Origin of the sequence: Musicola keenii (assembly GCF_014855505.1) — a bacterium.
Classification (GTDB): domain Bacteria; phylum Pseudomonadota; class Gammaproteobacteria; order Enterobacterales; family Enterobacteriaceae; genus Musicola; species Musicola paradisiaca.
The window spans coordinates 42,427-48,840 of sequence record NZ_JAAWVW010000023.1; the positions used below are offsets into that span (position 1 = coordinate 42,427).

At 55.3% G+C, this 6,414-nt stretch carries 3 protein-coding genes; all 3 read left to right on the forward strand.

Annotation, left to right across the window (positions count from 1 at the left end):
* Positions 1-256: 256 nt before the first annotated feature.
* Complete coding sequence (locus HEP82_RS17810) at positions 257-1,177, forward strand: phage tail protein (protein WP_192459292.1); 921 nt, start codon at positions 257-259, stop codon at positions 1,175-1,177.
* A gap of 375 nt (positions 1,178-1,552) precedes the next feature.
* On the forward strand, positions 1,553-2,485 hold the full coding sequence (locus HEP82_RS17815; RefSeq protein ID WP_192459293.1) for a phage tail protein: 933 nt from the start codon (positions 1,553-1,555) through the stop codon (positions 2,483-2,485).
* Between the two features lie 250 nt (positions 2,486-2,735).
* Positions 2,736-6,414: DUF4347 domain-containing protein (locus tag HEP82_RS17820; protein ID WP_192459294.1), on the forward strand; the 3,679-nt coding region annotated here is incomplete at its 3' end.

Here is a 6,414-nt window from a genome sequence, read left to right on the forward strand (position 1 = left end):
GTGGATATAAATGTGTATTTATAATTTTTGATCATCTATTCCTTTCGTGAATATCAAGAAATTTTTCTAAATTGACGCGGCAAATCACCCTCTCTGGGCTATGTTTTGACTGTAACCCAATGCGTTTCCGCTCTACCTCGTTCTATCTCGTGACAGCCTGAGATGCCCCATTCTGTTGGGGTGACACAGCATAATTACAACTATCTGGTGTCTTTCATCGTGTGGTGAAACGGCATCGGTCTAAGGAGAGGGATGTATGAAGCGTGTCCAATATCTGTTCGTTAAATCCGCGATTGCCGTTGCTCTAAGCGCTGGAGTGTCGCTACCACAGGCCGCTGCTGCTTGTTCGGTTGAAGATTACGTCGGCAGTGTGTGTTATATGGCCGGTAACTATTGCCCGGCAAATTATTATTTGCCCGCAGATGGTCGAACATTGAGCGTATCCCAGTATCCGGCGCTTTATGCGGTGATTGGTACCCTTTATGGGGGGAATGCGACCACCAACTTTATGTTGCCCGATTTGCGGGGCAGAACCGCGATGGGTGCGGGCCAATTACTTGGAACAACGTCGGTTTATACTCAAGGGCAGAAGGTCGGGCAGGAAGTCTCAAACGTTGTTACTTCCGGCTCGGTGACGCTCGCCGCTGCACAGATTCCACCGCATACGCACCCTGCGACCTTGACGCTGAACGGCACCGCCGGTTCAGTACCGGTCGCCAGCGGCACCGCCTCGTTGGCGCTGTCCGGCAGTATCACCAGCCTGCCTTTTAGCGCTGTAACCAGCCTGGGTGTCACCGGTATCGCCAAAATCGGTTCGTCCACCACCACTGGCAGAAGCGTGAGTCTCACGGATAAAGCCTTGTTGACCTCTGTTGGTGGGCCGACTGCTCAGATCTATGCACCTTCGGGCACCAACGATCGGCAGGTAGGGCCGGACGGCAGCGTTACCGGCACCGCGAGCGGTACGGTGAGTGGTACCGCGACCGGCGGCCAGTTGTCAGGAACGGCATCGGGCAATATCAGCCTGCCGGTAACGGGGGCGGTCACGGTGGGGGCGAATGCGACGACGCCTGCTCCGGTAACGGTGCCGGTAGTGGTCTCGGTACCGGTGCGCGACCCGTCGTTAGTGATGACGGCTTGTATTGCAGTAGAGGGAATTTATCCATCTCGTCCGTAAGATGGTTGTTAGTACAAGGGCGGCAAAGGAATCTTTGCCGCCTGGGCGGATCAATACACGGCGTTTTACTTGGGTAAGACGGCGAGAACGGAGTGATACAACCTTGCTAAGCCACGTTTCGGTATGGTTCTGCATAATTAGGTAAAATTTTTTATCTATCCCTCATCGCAATGTTAATAAATATTTCTTGGTTAACGCGGCGGATTGACCTCGGCTGGGCTATGTTTTGACTGTAGCCCAATGCGTTTCCGCTCTACCTCGTTCTATCTCGTGACAGTCTGCCCCCCAATTTTATGGGGATGGCACAGCATAATTAAAATTATCTGGTGCCTTTCATCGTGCGGTGAAGCGGTATCAGTCTAAGGAGAGGGATGTATGAAGCGTGTCCAACATCTGTTCGTTAAATCAGCTATTGCCGTCACGTTGAGTGCCGGCGTATTTTTGCCGCCGGCGGTAGCGGGTTGTTCTGCCGACGGCGCATATATCGGCAGCATTTGCTATATGGCCGGTACCTATTGCCCGGCCGATGATTATTTGCCTGCAAATGGCCAAACGCTGAACATCTCTCAGTATCAGGCACTCTATGCGGTGATTGGCACCCTTTATGGTGGTAGTGCATCATCTGGAACCTTCGCGGTGCCTAATTTGCGGGGCAGAACCGTGATGGGCGCGGGCCTGCTACAGCTACCTGGAACAACGTCGGTTTATACTCAAGGGCAGTATGTCGGGCAGGAAGTCTCAAACGTTGTCAGTTACGGCTCGGTGACGCTCACTGCCGCACAGATTCCACCGCATACGCACCCTGCGACCTTGACGCTGAACGGCACCGCCGGTTCAGTACCGGTCGCCAGCGGCACCGCCTCGTTGGCGCTGTCCGGCAGTATCACCAGCCTGCCTTTTAGCGCTGTAACCAGCCTGGGTGTCACCGGTATCGCCAAAATCGGTTCGTCCACCACCACTGGCAGAAGCGTGAGTCTCACGGATAAAGCCTTGTTGACCTCTGTTGGTGGGCCGACTGCTCAGATCTATGCACCTTCGGGCACCAACGATCGGCAGGTAGGGCCGGACGGCAGCGTTACCGGCACCGCGAGCGGTACGGTGAGTGGTACCGCGACCGGCGGCCAGTTGTCAGGAACGGCATCGGGCAATATCAGCCTGCCGGTAACGGGGGCGGTCACGGTGGGGGCGAATGTGACGACGCCTGCTCCGGTAACGGTGCCGGTTGTGGTCTCGGTACCGGTGCGCGATCCGTCGTTAGTGATGACGGCCTGTATTGCAGTCAGAGGGTATTTCCCGACTCGTCCTTGAGGCGATGCTCAATGAAAGGGGGGCGGTTTGTCTCCCTTCTGGCTGCTAATAACGAGTGGTATCACAACACAGAAAACAGCACAAAATGTAAAAATAACTGTCAATTTACAAACTGAAGACATAAATTGAACTTTTCTTGTCATTTGAAACAGTTGCTCATAATAAAAAACGATTATTTATTTGTTTTCAAACGGTTCGGTTACTGACTGGCATCATTGTTGACAGCAATTTGAGGTTTCGGAGTCCTTCTATGTTATGGCGTCATCTGTTCCGTAAGAAAGGCAGCCATTCGGTTTGCCCGGTTGCATCGGTTTCCGAGATCCCGTTGGGGTATGCACTGGAAGCCCGTATGTTGTTTGATGGTGCGATTGCCGCCACGGTCGATCAAACCGCAGAAACTCAAACCACGACCACGCAAACGGCCTCAACCGAGACGGCCGCTCAGACTGACGGTAGCCATGCCGATGGTACTACCGACCACACCGATTCATCTTCCTCAGGGACCAGTACACAGAGCACAACCTCTGATAGCAGCGAGGCTGTGGCGGTCGCCAGTGAAACTCCCCATAAAGAAGTGGTGTTTGTCGACACGTCAGTGGCTGATTACCAAACGTTGGTCAATCAGGTGCCTGCCGGAACAGAAGTCGTATTGCTAGACAGCAGCAAAGATGGCCTGACCCAGATGGCGGAATGGGCGCAAACACACAGCGGCTATGATGCGATCCATATCATCAGCCATGGCAGTGAAGGCCAGGTTTCGCTGGGGACGTTAACGTTAAATACGACGACGGCAGCATCAAGAGCCGCTGATTTGGCGACGCTGGGTTCCGCGTTGACGGAGGATGGGGATCTGTTGCTGTACGGGTGTGATGTGGCAAGCAATACGGGTGCGGAGTTTCTTACTGAAGTGGCCGACTTAACGGGTGCCGATGTGGCCGCGTCGACGGATGCGACCGGGGCATCAACGCTTGGCGGTAACTGGACGCTAGAGGCTGTTAACAAAGATGGCATCATCGATAGCCATGGTCTGTCGTTCAGTAATTATGATTATTTACTGGATACGCTGACCTTTGGTGATACAGGTCATGAAAGTGAATTTAGTTATACATCGCCTGTATTCACGCGCCAGGTGAGCGGTGCGACGATCACCTTTACTTCTGTCGATTCCTTTGGTAACGCGACATATTCTGGTGTTGATTACCTTTATAGCTCTGATTACGTCAACAATCAGACTGAGGTGACGATCTCTGCGACAGGCTATACATTCGATATTAATTCGTTCAAATATTATGCCGAGTCGATGTCGGGCAGTGAAAGCGCGCCTACCGTTACGATCACCGTGACGTATGCAGATAACTCGACGGCTACAGCATCGTTTCTTGCTACACAAGATGGTGAGCAGACCATTTCAAGTTTCTCATTCAGTAATGGTCAAACCGCGATTAACGATGTCATTTCTGTGACGATTAAAACCAGTAATGGCTCGTCGATTCCTTCCTTCGGCATGCAGGATCTGGTGATCAATGATGTCCGGGCCATCACGTCAACAGACACTACCTCCACAGTAACAGCCGGCGCAGCCAGCGAGGCAACCACGTTTTCCACCACCGCAACTTCGGTTGCCAGCGCCACCTCATTGCTGGATTTTACCATCACGGATACGGGGGCATCGGATGGCGTCGCCACTACCGTCAGCACCTTGTCGGTGGATGTCACCGGCACCGCGACATCATCAGAACTGAGCAATATGATCTTCCTGCTCAGTGGGCCGGATGCCACTGATATCGTCGGTACGTACAGCAGCAGTACCGGCAAAATTACGTTTTCCGGGCTCAGCTTATCGATTGCTGATGGCGGCAATGAAACCTACACCATCAAGGCGTATTACAGCGATAACGCCAGCAATAACGACATCACCGATCACCACACGGTGATACTCTCCGTCAATGCCAGTAACTTTACCACTGGGTCGGGCAGTTCCACCTTTGCTAGCAGCCAGTCCAGCGTCACCAACAGCAGCGGCGCCAGTATTGATGTGGCGGCCACTAAACTGGTTTATAACGTCTCTCCGTCTACCTCAGTCGTCAGCGGCGTCAACTTTACCACCCAACCTGTGGTGTATGCTGTTGACGATCGCGGCAATATCGATACTGATTTCAGCGGCTCGGTGACATTGAGCGAAAATGGCAGCGGTTCGCTGACCGGTACCACCCAAGTGACTGCCTCAAACGGTATTGCCACCTTCAGCGGCGTGAAGTACACCTCGGCCAGCGACGCAGACGCCAACTTTACGCTGACAGCGGCGTCCGGCAGCCTGATCAGCGTTACATCGGCATCGATCAATCCAGATGTGGTGGCGACGCGACTGGTGTTTTCCACCCAGCCCGACCCCACCACGGTTCAGGATGGTCAAAGCACCAGCTTTACCACTGTGCCGGTGGTGCAGGCGGTCGATGCCAACGGCATGGTGGATCAGGATTACACCACCAACATCGTGCTTTCGGTCACTGACCCTAACGATGGAACGGTCGATGGCACCGTCAACAGTCTTACGGTCACATCCGGCGATCAGGATGCCAGTGGCACGACGGTAACGTTGACGCCGTCTGGGGGCATCGCTACCTACACAGGTTTGATTATTCAATATACCAACGGCGGCAGTACCGATACGCTGGCCTTGCAGGCCACTTCGGGCAGCCTGACGGCGGCCAACAGTTCGTCGCTCACCTCGACCACCAACTCCGCACCGGTATTCAGCAACCTGAATGGCGGGGGCACCTATACCGAAAACGGCAGCGCGGTGGTGATTGACAGTGATGTCACGGTTGCGGATACCGAGCTGAATAGCCAGGGCAACTATAACGGCGCATCGCTCACCATCGCCCGCAACGGCGGGGCCAGCAGTAACGATGTTTTTGGCAACAGCGGTTTACTGGGAACACTGACGCAAGGGCAAAATTTTACCTACAACGGTACGACGGTGGGCAGCGTCACCACCAATTCAAACGGTACGCTGGCGCTGACATTCAACAGCAACGCGACATCAGCGATTGTCGATGCGGTCTTGCAGTCCATCACCTATACCAACAGTTCCGACAGTCCGCCGAGCAGTGTCACCCTGAACTGGACGTTCAACGACGGCTCGTTGAATAGCGCCGGTACTAACCAGGCGGTGCTCTCCATTACGCCGGTCAATGATGCGCCGACCTTATCCAGCGGCGCGTCGGTGACGCTGACCTCCACGAGCGAGAACGTCACCTCGTCGTCCACAACGGTGTCGTCGTTGCTAAGTGCAACGGGCTATGGAGATGTAGACAGCGGCGCGGTCAGCGGTATTGCGCTGACGACGCTGAGCGGCAATGGGGCGTGGCAATACTCGACGGACAGCGGGGCCAACTGGTTCAGCGTCGGCACGGTGTCCAGTTCATCGGCGTTGCTGCTCAGTGCGACGGCGCAGCTGCGTTATGTGCCGGATGGCGCTAACGGCGAAACCGCCGCCTTCAGTTTCAACGCCTGGGATCAGACCAGCGGCACGGCCACCACAGGGGCGACCCGGGGGCTGGCGGATACCTCGACCACCGGCGGCAGCAGCGCGTTCTCCAGCAACAGCGCGCAGGCGTCACTGACGGTGAGCGACGTCAATGACGCGCCGACCTTATCCAGCGGCGCGTCGGTGACGCTGACCTCCACGAGCGAGAACGTCACCTCGTCGTCCACAACGGTGTCGTCGCTGTTGAGCGCTGCCGGTTATGCGGATGCGGACAGCGGCGCGGTCAGCGGTATTGCGCTGACGACGCTGAGCGGCAACGGGGCGTGGCAATACTCGACGGACAGCGGGGCCAACTGGTTCAGCGTCGGCACGGTGTCCAGTTCATCGGCGCTGCTGCTCAGTGCGACGGCGCAGCTGCGTTATGTGCCGGATGGCGCTA

Bases quoted from the DNA above. Each gene is read 5' to 3' on its own strand.
- HEP82_RS17810 (WP_192459292.1), top strand. From the start codon at position 257: ATGAAGCGTGTCCAATATCTGTTCGTTAAATCCGCGATTGCCGTTGCT.
- HEP82_RS17815 (WP_192459293.1), top strand. From the start codon at position 1,553: ATGAAGCGTGTCCAACATCTGTTCGTTAAATCAGCTATTGCCGTCACG.